At 65.4% G+C, this 22,000-nt stretch carries 24 protein-coding genes; 9 read left to right on the top strand and 15 right to left on the bottom strand.

Translation table 11 applies throughout. The annotated features are described in order from the left end of the window. Positions 1-165 precede the first annotated feature (165 nt). From AB7F11_RS08755 to AB7F11_RS08735, 5 genes are all read left to right on the top strand, one after another. On the top strand, positions 166-2,319 hold the full coding sequence (locus tag AB7F11_RS08755) for a 3-hydroxyacyl-CoA dehydrogenase NAD-binding domain-containing protein (protein ID WP_428289764.1): 2,154 nt from the start codon (positions 166-168) through the stop codon (positions 2,317-2,319). Between the two features lie 11 nt (positions 2,320-2,330). Next, positions 2,331-3,074: a 3-oxoacyl-ACP reductase FabG gene (fabG, locus tag AB7F11_RS08750; RefSeq protein WP_428289765.1), complete on the top strand. Its 744-nt coding sequence runs from the start codon at positions 2,331-2,333 to the stop codon at positions 3,072-3,074. 62 nt (positions 3,075-3,136) lie between these two features. After that, on the top strand, positions 3,137-4,081 hold the full coding sequence (locus tag AB7F11_RS08745; RefSeq protein WP_428289766.1) for a bifunctional helix-turn-helix transcriptional regulator/GNAT family N-acetyltransferase: 945 nt from the start codon (positions 3,137-3,139) through the stop codon (positions 4,079-4,081). A 41-nt stretch (positions 4,082-4,122) separates the two neighbouring features. Then, positions 4,123-4,740, top strand: a complete 618-nt coding sequence (locus tag AB7F11_RS08740; protein WP_428289767.1) for a chromate transporter — start codon at positions 4,123-4,125, stop codon at positions 4,738-4,740. Next, positions 4,737-5,330 carry a chromate transporter gene (locus AB7F11_RS08735; protein ID WP_428289768.1) on the top strand — a complete coding sequence of 198 codons (594 nt, stop codon included), beginning with the start codon at positions 4,737-4,739 and terminating at the stop codon, positions 5,328-5,330. Before AB7F11_RS08740 ends, AB7F11_RS08735 begins: the two co-directional genes overlap by 4 nt. 30 nt (positions 5,331-5,360) lie before the next feature. Here the strand turns inward: AB7F11_RS08735 and AB7F11_RS08730 are convergent, their stop codons facing one another. The 4 genes from AB7F11_RS08730 to AB7F11_RS08715 all read right to left on the bottom strand — a co-directional run bounded on the left by AB7F11_RS08730 (position 5,361) and on the right by AB7F11_RS08715 (position 8,451). After that, on the bottom strand, positions 5,361-5,750 hold the full coding sequence (locus AB7F11_RS08730; RefSeq protein WP_428289769.1) for a nuclear transport factor 2 family protein: 390 nt from the start codon (positions 5,748-5,750) through the stop codon (positions 5,361-5,363). A gap of 42 nt (positions 5,751-5,792) precedes the next feature. Beyond that, positions 5,793-6,116 (bottom strand): DMT family transporter, encoded by a 324-nt coding sequence (locus AB7F11_RS08725; protein WP_428289770.1) that lies wholly within the window; start codon positions 6,114-6,116, stop codon positions 5,793-5,795. Between the two features lie 149 nt (positions 6,117-6,265). Further along, entirely contained in the window at positions 6,266-7,009 is a 744-nt protein-coding gene (gene rlmB / locus AB7F11_RS08720; protein ID WP_428289771.1) for a 23S rRNA (guanosine(2251)-2'-O)-methyltransferase RlmB, read from the bottom strand. Between the two features lie 17 nt (positions 7,010-7,026). Next, positions 7,027-8,451 carry a PLP-dependent aminotransferase family protein gene (locus AB7F11_RS08715; RefSeq protein WP_428289772.1) on the bottom strand — a complete coding sequence of 475 codons (1,425 nt, stop codon included), beginning with the start codon at positions 8,449-8,451 and terminating at the stop codon, positions 7,027-7,029. A 75-nt stretch (positions 8,452-8,526) separates the two neighbouring features. Between AB7F11_RS08715 and AB7F11_RS08710 the strand changes: the two genes are divergently transcribed. Further along, positions 8,527-9,252: a c-type cytochrome gene (locus tag AB7F11_RS08710; RefSeq protein WP_428289773.1), complete on the top strand. Its 726-nt coding sequence runs from the start codon at positions 8,527-8,529 to the stop codon at positions 9,250-9,252. After that, a complete protein-coding gene (locus tag AB7F11_RS08705; protein WP_428289774.1) occupies positions 9,249-10,532 on the top strand; it encodes a c-type cytochrome in 1,284 nt (427 codons plus the stop codon). Before AB7F11_RS08710 ends, AB7F11_RS08705 begins: the two co-directional genes overlap by 4 nt. 7 nt (positions 10,533-10,539) lie before the next feature. Here the strand turns inward: AB7F11_RS08705 and AB7F11_RS08700 are convergent, their stop codons facing one another. Next, positions 10,540-11,223 carry an ABC transporter ATP-binding protein gene (locus AB7F11_RS08700; protein ID WP_428289775.1) on the bottom strand — a complete coding sequence of 228 codons (684 nt, stop codon included), beginning with the start codon at positions 11,221-11,223 and terminating at the stop codon, positions 10,540-10,542. Between AB7F11_RS08700 and AB7F11_RS08695 the strand changes: the two genes are divergently transcribed. Both AB7F11_RS08695 and mnmH read left to right on the top strand, forming a co-directional pair. Next, complete coding sequence (locus tag AB7F11_RS08695; protein ID WP_428289776.1) at positions 11,222-11,872, top strand: arylesterase; 651 nt, start codon at positions 11,222-11,224, stop codon at positions 11,870-11,872. The two genes, AB7F11_RS08700 and AB7F11_RS08695, sit on opposite strands and share 2 nt — an antisense overlap. 10 nt (positions 11,873-11,882) lie before the next feature. Continuing rightward, positions 11,883-12,962, top strand: coding sequence for a tRNA 2-selenouridine(34) synthase MnmH (gene mnmH / locus AB7F11_RS08690; RefSeq protein WP_428289777.1), 1,080 nt, complete (start codon positions 11,883-11,885; stop codon positions 12,960-12,962). Between the two features lie 29 nt (positions 12,963-12,991). Here the strand turns inward: mnmH and AB7F11_RS08685 are convergent, their stop codons facing one another. The 10 genes from AB7F11_RS08685 to hfq all read right to left on the bottom strand — a co-directional run bounded on the left by AB7F11_RS08685 (position 12,992) and on the right by hfq (position 21,941). Continuing rightward, a complete protein-coding gene (locus AB7F11_RS08685) occupies positions 12,992-13,189 on the bottom strand; it encodes a hypothetical protein (RefSeq protein ID WP_428289778.1) in 198 nt (65 codons plus the stop codon). Between the two features lie 33 nt (positions 13,190-13,222). Further along, positions 13,223-14,416, bottom strand: coding sequence for a PLP-dependent transferase (locus AB7F11_RS08680; RefSeq protein WP_428289779.1), 1,194 nt, complete (start codon positions 14,414-14,416; stop codon positions 13,223-13,225). Between the two features lie 143 nt (positions 14,417-14,559). Then, positions 14,560-15,084, bottom strand: coding sequence for a phosphoribosyltransferase (locus AB7F11_RS08675; protein WP_428289780.1), 525 nt, complete (start codon positions 15,082-15,084; stop codon positions 14,560-14,562). A 69-nt stretch (positions 15,085-15,153) separates the two neighbouring features. Continuing rightward, positions 15,154-16,542 (bottom strand): adenylosuccinate synthase, encoded by a 1,389-nt coding sequence (locus AB7F11_RS08670; RefSeq protein WP_428289781.1) that lies wholly within the window; start codon positions 16,540-16,542, stop codon positions 15,154-15,156. After that, positions 16,539-17,732: an ATP phosphoribosyltransferase regulatory subunit gene (locus tag AB7F11_RS08665; protein WP_428289782.1), complete on the bottom strand. Its 1,194-nt coding sequence runs from the start codon at positions 17,730-17,732 to the stop codon at positions 16,539-16,541. Before AB7F11_RS08665 ends, AB7F11_RS08670 begins: the two co-directional genes overlap by 4 nt. Before the next feature lie 65 nt (positions 17,733-17,797). After that, a complete protein-coding gene (locus tag AB7F11_RS08660; protein ID WP_428289783.1) occupies positions 17,798-17,983 on the bottom strand; it encodes a DUF2065 domain-containing protein in 186 nt (61 codons plus the stop codon). A 60-nt stretch (positions 17,984-18,043) separates the two neighbouring features. Next, positions 18,044-18,940 carry a protease modulator HflC gene (gene hflC / locus AB7F11_RS08655; RefSeq protein ID WP_428289784.1) on the bottom strand — a complete coding sequence of 299 codons (897 nt, stop codon included), beginning with the start codon at positions 18,938-18,940 and terminating at the stop codon, positions 18,044-18,046. 29 nt (positions 18,941-18,969) lie between these two features. Next, positions 18,970-20,289: an FtsH protease activity modulator HflK gene (hflK, locus tag AB7F11_RS08650; RefSeq protein ID WP_428289803.1), complete on the bottom strand. Its 1,320-nt coding sequence runs from the start codon at positions 20,287-20,289 to the stop codon at positions 18,970-18,972. A gap of 139 nt (positions 20,290-20,428) precedes the next feature. Continuing rightward, positions 20,429-21,565: a GTPase HflX gene (hflX, locus tag AB7F11_RS08645; protein ID WP_428289804.1), complete on the bottom strand. Its 1,137-nt coding sequence runs from the start codon at positions 21,563-21,565 to the stop codon at positions 20,429-20,431. A 127-nt stretch (positions 21,566-21,692) separates the two neighbouring features. Beyond that, complete coding sequence (hfq, locus tag AB7F11_RS08640; protein WP_428299927.1) at positions 21,693-21,941, bottom strand: RNA chaperone Hfq; 249 nt, start codon at positions 21,939-21,941, stop codon at positions 21,693-21,695. Positions 21,942-22,000: the final 59 nt, after the last annotated feature.

The following is a 22,000-nucleotide window of genomic DNA, read 5'->3' as shown; positions in this document are numbered from 1 at the left end:
ACCAACCCAGCCCGTTCGGGCTGAGCCTGCCCTTCGACAAGCTCAGGATGATCGGAACACCAACCCAGCCCGTTCGGGCTGAGCCTGTCGAAGCCTTCATGCGAAGCAACGCGCCTGCCCTTCGACAAGTTCAGGGCGAACGGTGAACTCAGAGACTCAAACTCCATGAAAACCATCCGCTACGAACTCGCCGACAGCATCGCCACCCTCACCTTTGACGAGCCCGACTCGCCGGTGAACACCATGTGCGCCGACTGGCAGCTCGACCTGACCGAGGCCACGGCGCAGGTGATGCGCGATGCGGCCAACATCAAGGGGATCATTCTGGCCTCGGCCAAATCCACGTTCTTCGCCGGTGCCGACCTCAAGGGGACCATGCGCCTGAAGGCCAGCGACGCATCGCGCGTGTTCACCGAGATCGAGCAGACCAAGAAGAACTTCCGGACATTGGAGACCCTCGGCGTGCCGGTGGTGAGCTGCATCAATGGTGCGGCACTCGGCGGCGGGTGGGAGGTGGCGCTGGTGGGGCACTACCGCATCGCTGTCGACAATCCGAAGATCCAGCTCGGCCTGCCGGAGATCACGCTGGGCCTGATCCCCGGCGCCACAGGCATCACCAAGATGACGCGCCTGCTCGGCATCGTCGGCGCACAGCCTTACATCCTGGAGAGCAAACTGTTCAACCCGCGCGAGGCACTCGACCTCGGCCTGGTACACGAGCTCGTATCGGCCGAAGGCGACGTGCAAGCCGCGTTGCGCAGCGCCGCACTGGCCTGGATCGCGGCCAATCCCAGGCCACGCCACCCCTGGGACGCCAAGGATTACAAGATGCCCGGCGGCACGCCCGCCAACCCGAAGATCGCTGCAATGCTTGCAGTGGCGCCTGCCATGCTCAAGCAAAAGACGCGCGGCCTCTACCCCGCCCCCGAAGCGGCGCTGGCGGCCATGGTCGAGGGCGCACTGGTCGACTACGACACCGCGCTGCGCATCGAAAGCCGATACCTGGCGCGGCTCATCGTGAGCCCGGTGGCGAAGAACATGATCAACACGTTCTTCTTCAACATGAACGCGATCCGCAGCGGGCATTCGCGCCCCAAGGGCATCCAGCGATACGTTCCGCGACGCGTGGGCATTCTGGGTGCCGGCATGATGGGCGCGGGCATCGCCCACGTGCAGGCCAGCCGAGGCATCACCACCGTGCTGGAAGACGTGAGCCTGGAGAACGCGCAGCGTGGCAAGGCGTACAGCCTGAAGATCACCGACCCGCGCGTGGAAAAGGGCCAGATGAGCCCGTTCGAGCAGAAGGCGGTGCTCGATCGGATCACGGCCACCCAGTACGTCGCCGATCTCAAAGGTTGCGACCTCATCATCGAAGCCGTGTTCGAGAACCGCGAACTCAAGGCCGCCGTGACCCGCGAAGCAGAGCCCATGCTGGCCGCTGGCGGCTTCTTCGCCAGCAACACCTCCACGCTGCCGATCTCGGGCCTGGCGAAAGCCAGCAACAGGCCGCAGCGCTTCGTGGGCATTCATTTCTTCAGCCCGGTCGACAAGATGAAGCTGGTGGAGATCATCCGAGGCAAGCAGACCGACGACGAGACCGTGGCCCGCGCCTATGACTACGTGCAGGCGCTGGGCAAGCTGCCCATCGTGGTGAACGACTCGCGCGGCTTCTACACCAGCCGCACCTTTGGCACCTTCGTCATGGAAGGTGCCGCCATGCTGGGCGAAGGCATTCCCGCGCCGGTGATCGAGAACGCAGCCATGCAGGTGGGCATGCCGGTGGGGCCGCTGGCTGTGCTGGACGAAACCGCGCTCTCGCTCTCGGTGCATGTGCTGGACCAGACGCGCACCGACTTCGCACGCGAAGGCCGGACCTACGAGGCCTCGCCCGGCGAGCGGCTGGTGGAGCGCATGGTCAAGGAATTCAAGCGCCCCGGCCGCGCCGGCGGCGGCGGCTTCTACGAGTACCCCAGCGGCCAGAAAAAGCACCTCTGGCCCGAGCTCAAGGCACGTTTTGAGAAACCCACGCTCACCTGGAATCTGCAGGACATCAAAGATCGGCTCCTCTACCGCCAGGCGGTGGAGACCGCGCGCTGCCTGTCCGAGGGCGTGCTCACCAGCGTGCACGATGCCAACATCGGCTCGCTGTTTGGCATTGGCTTTCCAGCCTGGACGGGAGGCGCCATGCAGTTCATCTACGGCACCGGCATCGAGGCATTCGAGCAGCGTTGCGCGAGTCTGGCCGCCACCTACGGCAAGGGCTTTGAACTCACTCAGGCCGACAAGGACGCCATCCGCATGCACCAACCCGTGTACTGAAAACAAAAAACATGAAACGACTCGAAGCAAAAGTCAGCCTGATCACGGGCGCGGCACAGGGCATCGGCCTGGCCACCGCACGCAAGTTCGCCCAGGAAGGATCTACCGTGGTGGTCTGCGACGTGAAGCAGGCAGGGGTGGATGCAGCGGTGAAGCAGTGCGAAGGCCTGGGCGTGCAGGCGATGGGTTTCGTGATGGACGTGACCCAGCGCGCCATGGTGGACGACGTCGTGGCACGGGTGCAGCAGCGCCTGGGCCGCATCGACGTGCTGGTGAACAACGCCGGCATCACGCAGGACGCCCGCCTGCAGAAGATGACGCTGGAGCAGTTCGATCGCGTGATCGACGTCAACCTGCGGGGCGTGTTCCATTGCGCGCAGGCGGTGGCCGACGGCATGACCCGGCAAGGCAGCGGCGTGATCCTCAATGCGTCCTCGGTGGTGGGCATCTACGGGAACTTCGGGCAGACCAATTACGCGGCCAGCAAGTTCGGCGTGATTGGCTTCACCAAGACCTGGAGCCGCGAACTCGGGCCCAAGGGCGTGCGTGTGAATGCGGTGGCGCCCGGCTTCATCACCACCCCCATCCTCTCCACGATCCCCGACAAAGTGATCGCCGAGATGGAGCACCGGGTGCCACTGCGCCGCCTGGGCCAGCCTGAGGAAATTGCCAACGTCTACGCTTTCCTGGCCAGCGACGAGGCCAGCTATGTCAATGGCGCGGTGATCGAGGTGTCGGGCGGCATGTCGGTCTGATTTCATTGCTAACGACATCCATATAGTTGCCATAGTCAACCATATGGATGAAAATGTGGGCCATGACCCCGCCCGAAACGACCGCCCCGGTGGATCCCCTGCAAGTTCGCGCCCTGCGCGCCTTCAACCGCTTCTACACCCAGCGCACCGGCCTGCTCGACCCGTACCTCGGCAGCGATTTCTCGCTCACCGAGGTACGGGTGCTCTATGAGCTGGCGCACCATGCGCCCTGCACCGCCAGCGAACTCAAGCGCCGGTTGCTGCTGGACGCGGGCTACCTCAGCCGCATCCTGCGACGCTTTGGCGCAGCCGGGTGGGTGGCGCGATCACGCTCCACGGTGGACGCCAGGCAACTCGCCCTGAGCCTCACGCCGGAGGGCCGTGCCGTGTTCGAACCTCTTCAGCAGCGTTCGCGTGAAGAAGCCGCCCGCCTCTTGGCCCCGCTGCCAGCGGCGCAGCGCGACGCGCTGGTGTCGTCACTCGCCCGAGCCCAGGGCCTGCTGGAGTCTCAAGGCGCGCCGTCTTCCCACACCGCCGTGCTGCGCGACCCACGCCCAGGGGACATGGGTTGGGTGGTGCAGCAACACGGTGAAATCTACGCACGCGAGTACGGCTGGAACAACGAGTTCGAGGCGCTGGTCGCCGAAATCGTGGCCGGCATGATCCGCCAGCACGACCCTGTGTACGAACGCGGCTGGATCGCCGAACTCAATGGCGAACGCGTGGGCGCCGTGTTCGTGGTGCGCAAGAGCGAGACCGAGGCGCAACTGCGCCTGCTCATCCTCAGCCCCGCTGCCCGCGGCCTGGGGCTGGGCGCACGCCTCACGGATGAGTGCCTGGCCTTTGCCCGCGCCAAGGGCTACCGCCGCATGGTGCTGTGGACCAACAGCAACCTGACTGCCGCACGCGCCATCTACGCCCGGCGCGGTTTCGTGCTGGAGCACAGCGAGCCTTACCGAGGGTATGGACAAGATCTGGTGGGCGAGACCTGGGCGCTGAACCTTTGAGACGACGTGGCCGACTGGTGGCGCCGATAATCAGCGCCACCATGCCCGAGCCCCAGCCCCCCATCGCCCCGGAACAGCAGCAGCCCTCCTCGAAAACCGACCTCTTTCTCTCGTTCACCTGGCTGGCCCTGCAGGGATTTGGCGGCGTGCTTGCCGTGGTGCAACGCGAGCTGGTGGAGAAAAAACGCTGGATGACGCGGGAGCAATTCGTGGAGGACTGGGCCGTGGCGCAGATCATGCCGGGGCCCAACGTGGTCAACCTCTCCATGATGATCGGAGGACGCTACTTCGGCCTGCCGGGCGCTCTCGCCGCGCTCGCCGGCATGCTGGCCGCTCCCATGGTCGCGGTGCTGCTGCTGGCCGTGCTCTACGGCAACGTGGCGGACAACCCCATGGCTCAGAACGCGTTGCGAGGCATGGGCGCCGTGGCCGCCGGCCTCATCACCGCCACCGGCATCAAGCTCATCAGCGCGCTCGACAAAAACGCCATGGGACTCGCCGTGTGCATCGGTCTGGCCACCCTCACCTTCGTGGCCATTGCGCTGTTGCGCTGGCCGCTGCTGTGGGTGTTGCTGGGCATCGGTGGCGGCGCTTGTGTCTGGGCCTATCGCGTGCTGTCCGACGTGGATGCCGACCGCCAGAAGGAGTCCAGGGGATGATGGCACCCACCGCCGCCAACTGGCTCGATCTGTTCACGCATTTCGCTTCGCTGTCGCTGCTGGGCGTGGGTGGAGCCATCACCACCGCGCCAGACATGCACCGCTACCTCGTCTACCAGAACGGCTGGCTCAGCGATTCGCAGTTCACCTCGTCCATTGCGCTCTCGCAGGCGGCTCCCGGGCCCAATGTGCTCTTCGTCGCTCTGCTGGGCTGGAACGTCGGGCTCAACGCTGGCGGTGGCCCCGCGGCCGGTGGCGTCGCCTGGGCGTTGGCCTTTTTCGGCGTGCTGGTGACGATGGTGGCCATCCTGCTGCCGTCTTCAGTGCTCACTTACACCGCCACGCGCTGGGCGCACCAGAACCGCGAACTGCGCGCCGTGCGCGCCTTCAAGACCGGCATGGCGCCCATCGTCATTGCCTTGCTGATCGCCACGGGCTGGCTGCTCACAGGTTCACACGACCACCCCGCTCGCGACTGGCGGCTGTGGCTGCTCACAGCAGTGGCCACCCTGCTGGTGTGGCGCACGAAGCTGCACTTGCTTTGGATGATTGGCGCAGGCGCGGTGCTCGGCGCCCTGGGTCTGGTCTGACCGCCCGGACCGCCCGGACCGCGACAAAGGCTACTGGTTCGCCTGCAGCATGGCCGCCATTTTCTGGTGGATCAGGTTGATCGCCTTGAGCGGACGAATCATCACCTTGAAGTCGACGATGCGGCCTTCATCGTTCCAGCGAATCATGTCCACGCCATTGACGGTGATGCCGTCGATTTCCACCTGGAATTCCAGCACCGCGTCGCGTGGCCCCACCACCTCCCGCACATAACGGAAGGAGGCATTGAAGAACACCTGAAATGCCGCCGCCAGGTACTGCGTGGTCACTGCCTTGCCAGGCTGTGGCGTGTGCACGACCGGTGAATGGAAAATCACATCCTCGGCAAGCAGGTCGCGCAGGCCTCTGGCATTGCGGGTCTGCACCAGGTCGTGCCAGAGGTCGAGGGTGGCGATCGGCATAGGTGTCTCCGTATGGTGGGCGAGCGGCCATTGTGGCCGTACTCAGTGCGCGGTGGAAGACAGGTTGACGATCACGACGCCCGCGATGATCAGTCCCATCCCGAACATCGTCGGCACGCTCAGCGTCTGCCCCATCCAGAGCCAGCCGATGAGCGAAATGAGCACGATGCCCACCCCCGACCAGATGGCGTACGCCACCCCTGTGGACATGGTGCGCAGCACCAGCGACAGAAAATAGAAGGCGATGACATAGCCCAGCACGGTGACGAGACTGGGCACGAGGCGGCTGAAGTTGTCGGACAGCTTCAACGCGCTGGTGGCGATGGTTTCGGCGGCGATGGCAATGGCGAGATACAGGTAGGTCATGCCCGAATTTTCCGATCGTCGACGGCCTTTCACCAGCGCCCAAACCCTTGGCCTCACGCACGCGCAACGACTCTTCCATTCCGATGGGCGTTCCAGCGCCACAAGCACTGCGGATGGGCTCGAAACGCGGCCTCCGACGCCAGAACGGTTCAGCTTCTCTGCCGCAGCGCCTCGTACAGGCACACGCCACTGGCCACCGACACGTTCAGGCTCTCCACAGCACCCGCCATGGGAATGCTCACCAACTCGTCGCAGGTCTTGCGTGTGAGCTGCCGCATGCCCGCGCCTTCGGCACCGAGCACCAGTGCCACCGGCCCCTTGAGGTCGACCTGGTAGAGCGTCCTGGGCGCATCGTCGCTGGTGCCGATGACCCAGATGTTGCGCTCCTTGAGCTCGCCAAGCGTGCGGGCGAGGTTGGTCACCATGAAGTACGGCATGGTCTCTGCCGCGCCGCTGGCCACCTTGGCCACCGTGGCGTTGATGCCGGCGGCGTGGTCCTTGGGGGCGATCACGGCGTGGGCGCCGGCACCATCGGCCACGCGCAGGCAGGCGCCGAGGTTGTGCGGATCGGTGATGCCGTCGAGCACCAGCAGCAAGGGTGCAACGCCGGTGGGTTCAAGCTGCTCCAGCAGGTCGTCGAGCGATCGCGCCTGGTCCACAGCCTCCACGCGAGCGGCCACCCCCTGGTGGCCATGGCTACCGGCCAGCTTGGCGATGCGCAGGCCGTCGGCTTCGATCAGGCGCACATTGGCCTCGCGCACCTTGTCCAGAAACTGGCGCATGCGCGCGTCGCGCCGCGTGGGCTCGAAATAGATTTCGATGATGGATTGCGGCGCGGTCTTCAGGCGCACGCCCACGGCGTGAAAGCCGAACAGCACTTTGGGGGATGACATGCCCGGATTATCCGTGCTCAAGTGCCGTTGGCCATTTCACCCAGTAGGCGCAAGGCGCCATCGAAGCGTGCATCGCCCGGGTAGCCCACGTTCAGGCGCAGGTGGTGGGTAAAACGCCGGTCGGCGGAAAACAGCACGCCGGGTGCGGTGCTGATGGCGTGTTCGCGTGCGCGGTGGTGCAAGGCGAGCGCGTCCACCGTGGGGGGCAGCTCCATCCAAAGGAAGTAGCCACCGAGTGGGCGTGTGACGCGGGTGCCGGTCGGGAAATGCCGCTCCACCAGACGCAAGGCCCGCTGCTGCTGCGTAGCGAGTGCCTCACGCAGGCCGCGCAGGTGTCGGTCGTATCCGCCTTGCGCCAGGTAGTCGGCCAGGGCCAGTTGCGGCGGCAGAGCGGTGGCGAGCGAGCTCATCATCTTCAGCCGCTCCACCGCGGGCGCAAACCGCCCTGCGGCAGCCCAGCCGACGCGGTAACCCGGGGCCAGGCACTTGGAGAACGACGAGCAGTGCAGCACCCAACCCTCCCGATCAAACGCCTTGGCCGGCGGTGGGCGCCGTGTGCCTGCATGCAGCTCGCCATAGACGTCGTCCTCGATCAGCGGCACACGATGGCGGGCCAGCAGTTCCACCAGCGCCTGCTTGCGCGCCGCAGACATGAGCGCGCCCAATGGATTCTGGAAACTGGGCATGAACCAGCAGGCGGCCACGGGCTGACGCGCCAGCAACGCGGCCAGCGCGTCCAGATCCACGCCCTCGCGCGGGTCGGTGGCCACCTCCACGGCCTTGAGGTGCAATCGCTCCAGCGCATGCAGCGCGGCGTAGAAGGTGGGTGATTCCACGACCACCAGATCGCCCGGCTTCGTCACCGCCTGCAGACACAGGTTCAGCGCTTCCATGGCACCGTTGGTGATGATGGGCTCGTCTTCGCCCAGGGGCACGCCATGCAAGGCATAGCGCCGCCGCAGCGCCTGCCGCAGCCCCGCGTCGCCCGCTGTCAGTGCGCCGGTGATGCGCGCCGCCGGTAGCCGGCGCATGGCCCGCGCGCCGCTGCGCGCGAGCGCGTCGAAAGGAAACAGGTGCGCCGCTGGAAATGCCGATCCGAGCGGGATCACGTCTGCGTCGCGGGTGGAGTCCAGCAGCGCATACACGAGTTCGCTCACCGCCACCGGGGTGGCCTCGTCGCGCGGGCGGGCCGCCATCGGCACGGCACGCGGCGCGCGCCGGCCCGCCCGCACATAGAAACCCGAGCGGGCCCGCGCCTCCACCAGGCCCTGCGATTCCAGTTGCCCATAGGCCTGGAAGACCGTGGACGGACTCACACCGCGTTGCGCACAGGTCTGCCGCACCGACGGGAGACGCTCGCCCGGACGGAACAGGCCGGCACGGATGCCATCGGCGAGTTCTTCGGCCAATTGCTGGTAGCGGGCAACACGGGGAGGGTTCATGGCATCTGATATGGTGAATTTTCAATATATCTGAACATTGCGCATCAGATCAGGCTTTGACATGATCGACGCAACATGCAATTCCAATTTCGCTTCCCAGGCTGGCGGGCCTTGGTCCTGGCTGCAGGCTGGGTGATGTCCCAACCGGCCGCTTCCCTCTCATTCGAAGACACCATGGCGCAGCGCCTGATCGCCTGCACCGCCTGCCATGGTCCGCAAGGACGCGCCGCCGCCGATGGCTACTACCCGCGCCTGGCCGGCAAACCCGCCGGCTACCTCTACAACCAGTTGTTGAATTTCCGCGATGGCCATCGCGCATACCCGCTCATGACGCAGATGGTCGACCCGCTGAGCGAGGCCTACCTGCTGGAGATTGCCGAATATTTCGCCGCACTGGACGTGCCCTACCCGGCACCAACGCCCGTGCAGGCAACCCCGGCGCAGCGACAGCGCGGCGAGCAACTCGCGCTGCGGGGCGATGCCTCGCGCCAGCTGCCAGCCTGTGCGGCCTGCCACGGCGCGGCGCTCACCGGCGTGTTGCCGGCCACGCCCGGTCTGCTGGGTCTGCCGCGCGACTACCTCAACGCCCAGCTCGGCGCCTGGCGCACCGGCCTGCGCCAGGCCCATGCGCCCGATTGCATGGCCGACGTCGCCAAGCGCCTGGCGCCTGAAGACATTGCCGCCGTGAGCGCCTGGCTGGCTTCCCGGCCGGTACCGGCCCAGGCCCATGCTGTGCGGCCCGATGCCTCGCCGCTGCCCATGCATTGCGGCAGCGCTCTGCCCCCCGGAGCGCAGCGATGAAGCCGCGCTCACTGTTTTCGCTGCGGACGGGCATCACCGCCCTGGCGATGGTCGCCGTGGGCGTCTGGCTGGCCTGGCCCGCTGCGCCCATCGCCATCACCCCGGTCAACCCTTTGGCGATGCCCGACACCACCACCATCGAACGTGGCCGTTACCTGGCCGTGCAAGGCAACTGCCAGGGTTGCCATACCGCGCGCGGTGGCACGCCTTTCGCAGGCGGCCGCGCCATCGACACCCCGTATGGCAAGGTCTTTGGCGCCAACCTCACCCCCAGCGCAGCAGGGCTGGGCGGGTGGAATGCCGATGATTTCTGGCGGGCATTGCACCATGGCCAGTCACGAGATGGCCGATGGCTCAACCCGGTGTTCCCCTTCAACAACACGACGCGCATCGCCCGCGCGGACAGCGACGCGCTGTTCGCCTACCTGAGCAACCTGCCACCGTCGGATGCTCCCGTGCCAGCCGACGAGCTGCGCTGGCCCTACAACACGCAACTCGCCTTGCGGGTCTGGCGCGCACTGTACTTCGTTCAGGGCGATGCAGCCGCTGCGGCGAACGACGCAGTGGCGGTTGACGAGGTGCGGCGTGGCGCCTACCTCGTCAACGGTCTGGGCCATTGCAGCGCCTGCCACGTGTCGCGCAACGCACTGAGCGGCAACCGAGACATGCTCGATCTTGCCGGCGGCCTGATTCCGCTGCAGAACTGGTACGCACCATCGCTGCTCGACCCGGCGGAAGCGGGCGTGCAGGACTGGACGCTCGAGGCCATCGTGGCCTTGTTTCGCGACGGCCGCACCGGCAGCGCCAGTGTCAGCGGACCCATGGCCGAAGTGGTGCAGCACAGCACGCAGCACTGGACGCCGGAGGACCTGCGCGCCATGGCAATCCACCTGCAGCAGTTGCCTCGCCAACAGGTGGCAGCGCCGCCACCGACCGACGCACCCGATGAACGCGCCCTTCGCGTCGGGGGGGAACGCTACGAACAGCACTGCGCGCAGTGCCACGGCCCACAGGGCGAAGGGGTTGGACTCTACCCACCCCTGGCGGGCAACCGCACGCTGCTCATGGCCTCACCCGCCAATGCCTTGCAGACCGTGCTCCAGGGCGGCTTTGGCCCTTCCACCGCCGGCCACCCGCGCCCTTTCGGCATGCCGCCCTTCGTGCTGGAACTCAGCGAACAGGACATTGCCGACGTGCTGACCTACGCACGCACGCAATGGGGCAATCTGGCTGCGCCGGTGAGCGCCCTGGACGTTCGGCAACTGCGTGGATCGCGCTGACGGTTCGTCAGACCAGCGCCTCTGCCAACACCTGCCCGGCCTCGATGGTGATGCGGCGCTCGCAGCGCCGGGCGATGGCGCGGTCGTGTGTGACGAGCACCAGTGTGGTGCCCTGTTCGCGGTTGAGGTCGAACATCAACTCCATGATTTTGCCGCCGGTGGCGAAATCCAGGCTGCCCGTGGGCTCGTCGGCCAGCAGCACCGACGGCTGCACCACGAAGGCCCGCGCCAGCGCCACGCGTTGCTGCTCGCCACCCGAGAGTACCTTGGGGTAGCTGGAGAGCCGCTCGCCCAGGCCCACTCGCTGCAGCATCTGCGTGGCAGTGGCGCGGGCATCGCGCCGCCCGGCCAGCTCCAGGGGCAGCATCACGTTTTCCAGCGCCGTCAGGTTGCCCAGCAACTGGAAGCTCTGGAACACGAACCCCACCTTCTGCGAACGCAGCGCGGCGCGCTGGTCCTCGTCCATGGCGAAGAGATCGACACCATCAATGTGAACCGTTCCCGTGCTGGGCGTATCCAACCCCGCAATGATCGACAGCAGGGTGCTCTTGCCCGAGCCCGAGGCTCCCACGATGGCGGCGGTTTCCCCTTTGTTCAGGGTGAAATCAATATCACGCAGAATCGTCAGGGTACCGGTGGAGTCGGTCACCGTCTTGAACACGTGCTGCACCGCAATCATCGAATCGGCCATGGAAGGAATTCTCAAGTTGAAACGTCGTCACTTTAACGTGCTGGCCCTTGCCGGGTGGGCGGCTCCCACCTTAGCTCAGGCACCCGCGCCCGCGATTCTGGTGGTGGGTGACTCGCTGAGCGCGGAATATGGGCTCAAGCGCGGCACGGGCTGGGTGGCCCTGCTGGAAGAGCGCCTGAAGCGGGAGAAAGTTCAGGCCCGCGTGGTGAATGCCAGCATCAGCGGCGACACCACCTCGGGTGGGCGCTCGCGCCTGGCGGCTTTGCTCAGGCAGCACAAGCCAGCCGTCGTGGTGATTGAGCTCGGAGGCAATGACGCCCTGCGCGGCCTGCCCAATCACATGACGCGTGACAACCTGGCCGCCATGGCTCGCTCATCGCGCGAGGCGGGCGCCAAGGTCTTGCTGCTGGGCATGGAGATGCCACCGAACTACGGCGCGAAATATGCGCAGGAGTTTCGGCAGGTGTTCACCACGGTGGCCCAGGCCGAGAAGGCCGCGCTGGTGCCCTTCTTCCTCAAGGGCGTGGCCGACACCCAGGACCCCACGGCCCTGTTCCAGAGTGACCGCATCCATCCCAATGAACAGGCGCAGCCGCTCATGCGCGACAACGTCTGGCCAGAGCTTCGCAAGCTGTTGCCACGCGGATAATCGCGGCACCATGCCCGTCCACACCCTGAATGCCGCACTGGCCACCCATCGCCTGGCCGAATTCGACGCCATCATTGACGCGCGAACCGAGGACGAATTTGCGCTCGACCACGTGCCGGGCGCCATCAACTGGCCCACGCTGAACAACGCCGAACGCATCGCCGTGGGCACCATGTACAAGCAGGTCAGCCCGTTCGAGGCCCGCAAACGCGGCGCGGCGATCTCGGCGCGGAACATCGCCGCCCACATCGACCGCGAAGTGCTCGACAAGCCACGTGAATGGAAACCGCTGCTGTATTGCTGGCGCGGCGGCAACCGCAGTGGTGCGCTCGCCACCATACTGAGTGCCATCGGCTTTCACGTCACGCTTCTGGAAGGCGGCTACAAGGCCTGGCGCGCGGCTTTGGTGCAGGACCTTGCGGACCTGCCGCGCGGCCTTGCCTACCGGGTGGTCTGCGGTCCCACGGGCAGTGGCAAGACACGTTTGTTGCATGCACTGGCGGCGCAGGGGGCTCAAGTGCTTGACCTGGAAGCACTGGCCTGCCACCGCAGTTCGGTGCTAGGCCACATTCCGGGACAGGCGCAACCCAGCCAGAAGCGCTTCGACACGCTGATCTGGGACGCGCTGCGCACCTTTGATCCGACGCGCGTGGTGTACGTGGAGAGCGAGAGCAAAAAAGTGGGCAATGTGCGCGTGCCCGACGCGCTGATGGACGCCATGCGCGCCAGCCCCTGCATCGACCTTCGGCTGGGTGACGAGGAGCGAGTGGCCCTGCTGCTGGAGGACTACGATTTCTTCGTGAAGGACCCCGAGGCCTTCAGTGAACGTCTGCAGGCGTTGACGGAACTGCGTGGCAAGGAGACGGTGTCGCGCTGGGTGGCACAGGTGCATGACGGGCAGGTACCCGGCGTGGTGCTCGATTTGCTGCGCCTGCACTACGACCCCACGTACGGTCAGTCGATCGCACGCAACTTCAGCCAATTCGCGCGGGCCCTGCCCTGCGAGTTGCGCGACCGCTCACCGCAGGCGCTGGCAGAAGCGGCCAGGGCGCTCATTGCCAGCGAAACACCCGCGACCGCACACGCCTGAGCGCATGCGCAGTGCGGGAAGGACGGGACTCAGTCCGCGCTGCCGGAGCCCTCGCCCGCAGCAGGCGCATCCCCGGGCACATCGGGCGCACCAGCGTCGTCGCTCTGGGGCGCGTCGCTGTCATCGTGCCGACGGCCGGCTGCCTTGGCCTTGAGCTTCTCCTCTTTCTTCTTTTTCTTGGCAAGCTCGCGCTGGCGTTTTTCGTATCCGTAGTTGGGAGTAGCCAATTCGATCTTTCGGGTCTGTGGTGAGGAAAGGGGTCAGGCCTGCAAGGCCTCCAGCGCCTGCGCCAGGTCCGCGCGCAAGTCATGCAAAGCTTCCAACCCCACGGCAAAGCGTACCAGACCGCCGGCGTGCGGCCAGGCCAGTTGCCGCGAGGACGTCATCCGATAGGGTGCGCACAGGCTGATGGGGCCAGCCCAGCTCCAGCCAAGGCGAAACACGCGCAGGCGGTCGCAGAAAGCGTCGATGCGGGTCTGTGATATGGCCGGGTCGAACACCGCGCTGAAGAGGCATGCCGCCGCGCGAGCATCGCGTTGCCATACCTGGTGACCAGGCGAGCCGGGCAGCGATGGGTGCAAGACTTGCACCACCCCGCTCTGCTGCTGCATCCAGCGGGCCAGTTCGCGTGTGCTGGCGTCTTGCGCGTGGTAGCGCAGGGCCATGCTGGGCAGGCCGCGCAGCACGAGCTCGACGTCGTTGGCGCCCACGCCCAACCCCAGGCGCATGCGGGTCAGCAAGATCTTGCGGTGCAAAGCCAGTTCGCGGGTGATGACCGAGCCCATGAGCACGTCAGCACCGCCGCTGGGGTACTTGGTGAGGGCGTGTACCGAAACATCCACACCCAGATCGAAGGCGTTGAAGGCAATCCCCGCTCCCCAGGTGTTGTCCAGCGCGGTCACGATCGCCTGCGCGGGGTCGCGCACGGCGTTGGCCCGGCGCACCTGCTCGACCAGGGCGGGAATGTCCGGGTACTCCAGCGTGATGGAACCGGCCGCTTCCAGCCACACCAGGCGAGTGGCCGGACCGATCTTTCTCGCCAGATCTCCGGGGTCCATGGCGTCGTAGAAGCGGTGCGTGATGCCCCATGCGGCGAGCTCCGCGCCGGCGAACGTCTTGCCGGGATCGTAGGCGTTGTCCGGAATCAGCAGCTCGTCGCCGCTTCGCAGCAGAGCCATGTCCACCAGCGTCATCGCGGCCAGCCCGCTGGGCGCGAGCAGGCAATGCGTGCCGCCCTCCAGCGTGGCCAGGCGTTCTTCGAGCGTGAAGGTGGTAGGCGTTCCGTGCAGGCCGTAGGTGTAGCCGCTCTTGTCTTTCCAGTCGTAGGTGCGCAGGGCCTGAACGTTGGGAAAGAGGACGGTGGACGCCTTGTGAACGCCCGGCGCCACGGCCTCGAAACCCTCGGGGGGCTTGTACGGGTGGTGGATCAGGCGGGTGGAGAGGTCGTCGTTCATGAATGTTTTGCCGGCGGGCCGACCCAAGGCGACAAGCGTTCCCCGGGGGGGCAGCGACCCGCGCAGCGGCGGAACATGGGGGCCACTTGGACTAGGGACTGTTCACACAATTTTTCCAAGTGCGAATGGGGTGGAAACAGCCACTAGAGCTTCCACTTTTCGAGGAGTTGAGCCGGACGCATGCTGTCGTAGCCCTCGAACGGCTGGTGGATCCAGGGGTTGGTGGGTAGGAATTCCACCGAATAGTCGGGCGTAAAGGCCGAAAGCTGTTTGGTCCAGATCACCGCGCTGCGCATCTCGGTGATGGGCTTGTAGTTGTTTTTGAGCAGGTCGATCACGGCCTTGAGCGTGTGACCCGAGTCGGCCAGGTCATCCACCAGCAAGACACGACCCGCGATCTCGCCCTTGGGCGTGGTGATGTATCGAGCGATGTCGAGGTTGCCCTGCTGCGTGCCGGCAGCAGCTCGGTAGGAGCTGGTGGACATGATGGCCAGCGGCTTGTCGAAGATGCGGGAAAGGATGTCGCCGGGGCGCATGCCGCCCCGCGCCAGGCACAGGATGGTGTCGAACTCCCAGCCGGACTGGTAGACCTTGAGTGCGAGCTTTTCGATCAGGTTGTGGTACTCATCGTAGGAAACGTAGAGGTGTTTGCCGTCTTCGGTCAGCATGCGGACTCCGGGAGTGGGGCTGGAAGGGGATTTTGCACGAACGTGGGGTCCGGGAAGCAAGCGAAACGCTCAGCCATGATAAGGATTGACGAGCAGGATGGTGTGGTCACGATCAGGACTGGTCGAGACCACATGGATCGGCACGCCGGTGGTTTCTTCAATGCGCTTGAGGTAGCGCTGCGCATTCAGCGGCAGATTCTCGTGGGAAGTGACGCCCACGGAAGTCTCGCTCCAGCCCGGCAAGGTTTCGTAGATCGGCTCGCAACGCGCAATGTCCTCGGCTCCCATGGGCAGGATGTCGATCACCTCATCGTCAAGCCGGTAACCGGTGCACAACTTCAACTCCTCCAGGCCATCGAGCACATCCAGCTTGGTGATGCACAGGCCCGTCAGGCCATTGACCTGCGCCGAGCGTTTGAGCAGCGCCGCATCGAACCAGCCGCAACGGCGGCTGCGGCCGGTGGTCACGCCCTTCTCGGCCCCCACCGTGGCCATGTGCCAGCCGGGCGTGCCTTCCTTTTCCCATTCCAGTTCGGTGGGGAACGGTCCGCCACCCACGCGGGTGCAATAGGCCTTGGTGATGCCCAGCACGTAGTGCAGCAGGCCGGGGCCTACGCCCGATCCGGCCGCAGCGTTGCCGGCAACGCAGTTGCTGGAAGTGACAAAGGGATAGGTACCGTGGTCGATATCGAGCAGCGTGCCCTGGGCGCCTTCAAACAGCAGGTTGGCGCCGGAGCGGTGCGCTTCGTTGAGTTCGCGCGAGACGTCGGCAATCATGGGCTTTAGCAGCTCGGCCTGTCGCATGGCCTCGGCATACACCGGCTCGAACTGGATCGCGCCATCTTTCATGTACGCGGCGATCTTCTCGTCCCAGGCCATGTCGGCCGAATGCAGCCAGGTGGTGAGCAGGTGGTTGTGAAGGTCGAGCAGCTCGCGCAGTTTGGCGGCGAAACGCTCGGGGTATTTCAGGTCCTGCACGCGAAGCGCTCGGCGCGCGATCTTGTCTTCGTAGGCCGGACCGATGCCTCGGCCGGTGGTGCCGATCTTCTCGGAGCCGGCCTTGACCTTGGCGGCCTCGCGCGCGATGTCTATGGCAGCGTGGAACGGCAGGATGAGGGGGCAGCCTTCGCTCACACGCAGGCGCGAGCGCACCTCCACCCCGGCTTTCTCCAACCCGGCAATTTCCTCGAACAGCTTGCCCACCGAGAGCACCACGCCGTTGCCGATATAGCACTTCACGCCAGCGCGCATGATGCCGCTGGGAATGAGGTGCAGTGCGGTCTTCACACCGTTGATGACCAGGGTGTGACCGGCGTTGTGACCGCCCTGGAAACGCACCACACCGGTGGCGGTTTCGGTGAGCCAGTCGACCAGCTTGCCCTTGCCCTCGTCACCCCACTGGGTGCCCACCACCACCACATTGCGCCCTGGGGTCACGGCGCTGTTGCTGTTCGTCATTTGCTGGTTTCCGTTTGAATGTGTTGCACTGACCATTGCCCGCGTTGGCGAGCGTCGGCGACCAGTTCGCGGTCGCAGTGGAATTCGTCGACTTCGTGTTCGTGTCCGGGGAGCACGCACACCACGGTGTGACCTTCGCGGCGAAGCTTGGCAATGGCCTCTCGCAGGCCGCCATCCATACCCCAGGGCGCACGGATGGCGGCCTTGAGGGGACGCGGCGCCACTGCAGCCACCAACTCTTTCAGGTCGAGGCTGAAACCCACGGCAGGGCGGTTGCGGCCAAACACCGCACCTACCTCGTCGTAGCGGCCGCCGCGCGCGAGCTCGAGCGACTGCCCTGCTCCACCTTCCGCCTGGTGGGCAAAAAGCGCAAAGCGCATGCCGGTGTAATACGCGTAGCCACGAAGATCAGCCAGGTCGATCGAGACCTTCAGGCCCGTGGCATGCGAGGCCAGCCAGCGCAGGCCTTGGAGCGCCGTGTGCAGGGCCTCGGAAGGCTGCAGGATGCGCTGGGCTTCATCCAGCACATCCACTCCACCGAAGAGGCGCGGCAGCGCGCAAAGGTCATGGCGCACGCGATCGGGCAGTCCACTCGCCAAGGCTTCGAGCCCGGCGGCGTCCTTGGCGTTGAGCGCGGCATGGATGCGCGCTTCGTCGGCCGCGTTGAGTGTCACCGGTGCGAGCACGGCGTCGATCACGCGGACATCGGCCATGTCGAGCTGCAGGCCCTGAACGCCTGCGCTGCGCAGGCAGGCCTGCGCGAGTTCGATGGCTTCGAGGTCTGCCTCCTGACCCGCGTGACCATAAATTTCCGCTCCAAACTGCAGTGGCTCGCGGCTTGCAAAGGGGCGGTCGGTGCGGGTGTGCACCACCGGGCCGCAGTAGCACAGCCGCGCCACCCCCTGGCGATTGAGCAGGTGGGCGTCGATGCGCGCCACCTGCGGCGTGCTGTCCGCACGCAGGCCGAGCGTGCGCCCGGACAGCTGGTCAACCAGTTTGAAGGTCTGCAGGTCGAGGGCTTCGCCGGTTCCGGTGAGCAACGATTCCAGGTGCTCCAGCAGTGGCGGCATCACCAGCTCGTAGCCGTAGCCACGAGCGGTGTCGAGCAAACTCCTGCGAAGTTCTTCGATGTGGCGAGCCTCGGAAGGCAGGACATCGGCGATGTGATCCGGGAGGACCCAGGCAGACATGGGCATTTTCAGGAGCTGTTAAAAACGTGATTTTACCGGCCCCGGTACCTGGGTCCGGCGTGAAATCAGCCGAGCAGCCACCAGAGCAAAGCACCGCCAATGATGCTCATGAGACCAAAGAATCGGAGTTGCCCGTCTCGCATTCGCAGCAATTCCGAGAACATGCGACGCCACAGACCGGGTGCCAGAAGCGGGAGCACGCCCTCGACGATCAGCACCAGGGCCAGCACGGGCCAGAACAGTTCAGACATGACCGATCCGGTGGATCAAGGAGGCGCCGCGTGGGAACGGAGCCCCGGGCCCGCCCGCGCTCAGCGGTTGGCGGGTGCGAGGTTGCTGCTGCGCAAGGCCTTGAAGAAATCGGACGATGGGTCCACCACCAGCACATCGCCCTTGCCGGCAAAGCTGGCCTTGTAGGCGTCGAGGCTGCGGTAAAACTGGGCAAAAGCCGGGTCACGGCCAAAGGCATCCGAAAACGCTGCGGCGGCCTTGGCATCGCCCTCGCCCTTGATGAGCTGCGCGGCCCGGTAGGCTTCGGAGACGATCACCTCGCGCTGCCGGTCGGCGTCGGCACGAATCTTCTCGCCCTCGGCAAAGCCGGTGGAACGCAACTCGTTGGCCACGCGCTTGCGTTCAGCTTCCATGCGCTGGTAGACCGAAGCCGTGATGCTCTCTGCATAGTCCACGCGCGTGATGCGCACGTCCACCACGTCCATGCCCCAAGGCTTGTCTGCACCACGAACGGCGGCCAGCACTTCGCGCTTGACGTCGGCCATGAGTTCTTCTCGCCGCGTGGAGAGCAGCTCATTCACGGTGCGCTTGTTCACTTCTTGCTGGAAAGAGTTGCGAACAACCCGGTTGAGCTGCAAGGCGCCCGCACGCTCGGTGATGCCAACGTTGCGGATGTATTCCTGCGGCTCACTGATGCGCCAGCGCACATACCAGTCGATCACCACGCGCTGCTTCTCGGCAGTCAGCGTTGGCTCGGTGTCGGTGCTCTCCAGCGTGAGCAGACGCTTGTCGATATACGACACGTTCTGGAACGGTGGGGGCAGCTTGAAGTTAAGGCCCGGCTCAGTGACCACCTGTTTGATCTGCCCAAGCTGGAAAACCACACCGAACTGGCGCTGGTCGACCACGAACAGCATGGAACTGGCAATCGCCAGGGCCACGATGAGAGAAGTAAGGATGAAACCCAGTTTGTTCATGTGAGTGCTCTCGGGTCGCGTGGGGCGGCTCAGCGGACTTCGCGCTCACGCGAGCGCGCGGTGTTGTCGAGGCTGCGGCTAGCGGGCGTGGAGGTGGTGCCAGCGCTGGGCGCCGGAACGGTCGTCGCAGGTGTGGTGGCCACACCAGTCTGGGCGGTCATCTGCATGAGCTTGTCCAGCGGCAGGTACAGCAGGTTGGATCCCGACTTGGAATCCACCAGCACCTTGGTCACATTGGAGTAGATCTCCTGCATGGCGTCCGTGTACATGCGCTCGCGCGTCACCTGGGGCGCCTTCTGGTATTCGGTCAGCACCGAGCGGAAACGTTGCGAATCACCTTCGGCCTGGGCCACGATGCGTGCGCGGTAGCCTTCGGCTTCCTCGGTCAGGCGGGAGGCGGCGCCTCGCGCGCGTGGCACCACGTCGTTTGCGTAGGCCTGAGCCTCGTTCTTGGCCCGCTCGCGCTCCTGGCCGGCCTTGAGCACGTCGTCGAAGGACGCCTGCACCTGCTCTGGCGGCCGCACGCCGCCTTGCTGCAGGTTGATGCCAACCACTTCGATACCGACCTTGTAGCGGTCGAGGATGTTCTGCATGAGGGCGCGCACGCGCGGTGCGATCTGGTCGCGCTCTTCGGCCAATGCGGCATCCATCTTCATCTTGCCGACGACTTCGCGCACCGCGGTCTCGGCGACCTTGACGACAGAGGCGTCAGGGTCGCGGCTCTCGAACAGGAAGGCGCGCGCATCGTTGAGGCGGTACTGCACGGCAAACTTGATCTCGACGATGTTCTCGTCTTCGGTGAGCATGGCCGACTCACGCAGACCGGTGGCGGGCACCACGTTGTCTCGCCCCACGTCGACCGAGCGGATCTGGGTCACGAACACGGTTTCGTGGCGCTGGATCGGGTAGGGCAAGCGCCAATTGAAACCCGCGCCCACCGAACTGTGGTACTTGCCGAACTGCGTGATGACGGCCTGCTGGCCTTCCTGCACGATGAAGAAACCGGTGCCCAGCCAGATCAGAACCGCCACACCTACGATCAGGCCGGCGCCGATGCCGGTGGTCTTGGGATTGGGCGTGAAGCCCGGCATGCCTCCGCCAGAGCCGTTGCCCCCGCCTGTGCCGCCGCCACGTCCGCCCTTGTTGCCCAGCAGACCACCGAGCTTGCGGTTGAAATCGCGCCAGAGTTCGTCAAGGTCGGGAGGACCCTGGTTGGGGCCCTGTCCGCGCGGCGGACGTTGCGGCGGGCGCGAATCGTCATCGCGCCCTGGCTCCTGCCCGTCCTTCGAACCTTCAGGGCGGGATGCGTCATCGCCTCGACCCCAGCGTGGATCGTTCAGGTTGAACATGCCCAGCCAGCGTCGCCACCCCCGACGGCGGAAGGGCTGCGCAGAGGCGTCTGCGCCGTGTGCGGGGGATTGCAGATTCACATCCATGGGTTGCCAACTCTTTTCGGTGCAAGGAACAAAACAATCACATTGTGCCCAATCAGGAGACCGGGTTGCCGATTTCAGGTGAAGCCCCGGGGGTCATGTGGCCTGGATCTTCTGTCTGCGCCAGCACTCGCTCGGCAAGCAGTGCTCGCAAGGCCGGCAAGCCCTCTGCGGTGTGGGCACTGACGTGGATTCGAGGGACCGACTGCCCTTCCAGTTCCATGGCGTCGCTCAGAGCGCGCGGCGCATTGGCGTGTTCCACGGCATCCAGCTTGTTGAAAACGAGGATCTGCGGCACATGGTCGGCTCCGATATCTTTGAGCACGCCCATGACCGAGGCGATCTGTTCGGGGTGTGCTGGGTTGGATGCGTCGACCACGTGCAGCAGCAAGTCGGCGTCGGCGGCTTCCTGCAGCGTGGCGGCAAATGCGTCGACCAGGCCGTGCGGCAGGTCGCGGATGAACCCGACCGTGTCCGACAGGGAGACCGAGCGATGGGCTTCGCCCAGGTAGAGCTGCCGGGTGGTCGTATCCAGTGTCGCGAAGAGCTGGTCGGCGGCATAGGCGCGCGCCTTGACCAGAGCGTTGAAAAGGGAAGACTTGCCGGCGTTTGTGTAGCCCACAAGCGAAATGGAGTACGTGTCGCGGCGCTCCCGCTGGCGGCGCTGGGTGGCGCGTTGTTTCTTGACCTTTTCCAGTCGATCTTTGGTGCGCTTGATCGCCTCGCTGATCATCCGGCGGTCCAGCTCGATCTGGGTCTCGCCCGGACCACCGCGCATGCCGATGCCGCCGCTCTGGCGTTCCAGGTGCGACCAGCGCCGCACCAGACGGGTGGAGAGGTATTGCAGTCGGGCCAATTCAACTTGCAGCTTGCCCTCGTGGCTGCGGGCGCGCTGGGCAAAGATTTCAAGAATCAGCAAGGTGCGGTCGTTCACCGGCAGGCCGAGGTGACGCTCCAGATTGCGCTGTTGTGCCGGGCTCAAGGACTGATCAAACAGCACTTCGGCAGCGCCGGCGGCCTGAGCCAGCATCTTGATTTCTTCGGCCTTGCCCGAACCGACGAACAACGCCGGATCGGGTGCCCGGCGCTTGCAGGTCACGCGCTCTGCCACCCGATAGCCTGCGGTCTGAGCCAGCAAGCCCAGCTCTTCGAGGCCAGCGTCAAAATGGGGAACACCAAAGTCCACACCCACCAGAATGACCGATGGTGTGGACGTTGGGGAGGGGACGGGTGGGTTCAAATCGTTGGGGCAGCAACGCGCAGGGCGTTGCGGGTCCGGCAGGTTTGCTGCGCGGACTCCGTGTGATTCAGGTTCTGAATCAGGGGGCGGAATCGTCCGCGCCGACCGCCGAGAACTGCACGGGGCGACCCGGAACGATGGTGGAAATGGCGTGCTTGTAGACCATCTGCGTGACCGTGTTGCGCAGGAGCACGACGTACTGGTCGAAGGACTCGATCTGACCCTGCAGCTTGATGCCATTGACCAGATAAATCGACACGGGCACATGCTCCCGGCGAAGCTGGTTCAGAAAAGGGTCTTGCAAGAGCTGGCCTTTGTTATTGCTCACGATATGCTCCGTGTTCAACGAAAGTTAATGAAGAGCGGACCTTACCACAGCACCGGCGG

This window comes from Hydrogenophaga sp. (assembly GCF_050250835.1).
Classification (GTDB): Bacteria; Pseudomonadota; Gammaproteobacteria; order Burkholderiales; family Burkholderiaceae_C; genus Hydrogenophaga.
This window is presented reverse-complemented; position numbering and strand designations above follow the sequence as displayed.